Below are 247 nucleotides of genomic sequence, written 5' to 3'. Positions count from 1 at the left end.
CAGGTAGAACACGGTGCCGCTGGAGAGGTCGGCCACGCCCGCGTCCTGGCAAAGGAACGCCACCCGCGACAGCGCCAGCCCGTCCGCCGCCTGCCGGGCACTGCGCACCAGCGCCGGTTCGATCTCGATCCCCAGCGCGCGCGCCGGCGAACACAGCGCCGCCAGCATCGGCACCTGGCCCAGCCCGGCGCCGAGATCGACCAGCAGGTCGTCCGCCCGCAAGCCGGTGCGTGCCAGCAGGTCGAGC

General features: G+C 74.5%; 1 protein-coding gene. It reads right to left on the bottom strand.

From position 1 onward, the window contains the following. A partial coding sequence (locus SB775_RS32560; protein ID WP_410865422.1) for a hypothetical protein occupies window positions 1-247 on the bottom strand: 247 nt, incomplete at both ends.

Source organism: Peribacillus sp. SIMBA_075 (assembly GCF_046534585.1).
This window is presented reverse-complemented; position numbering and strand designations above follow the sequence as displayed.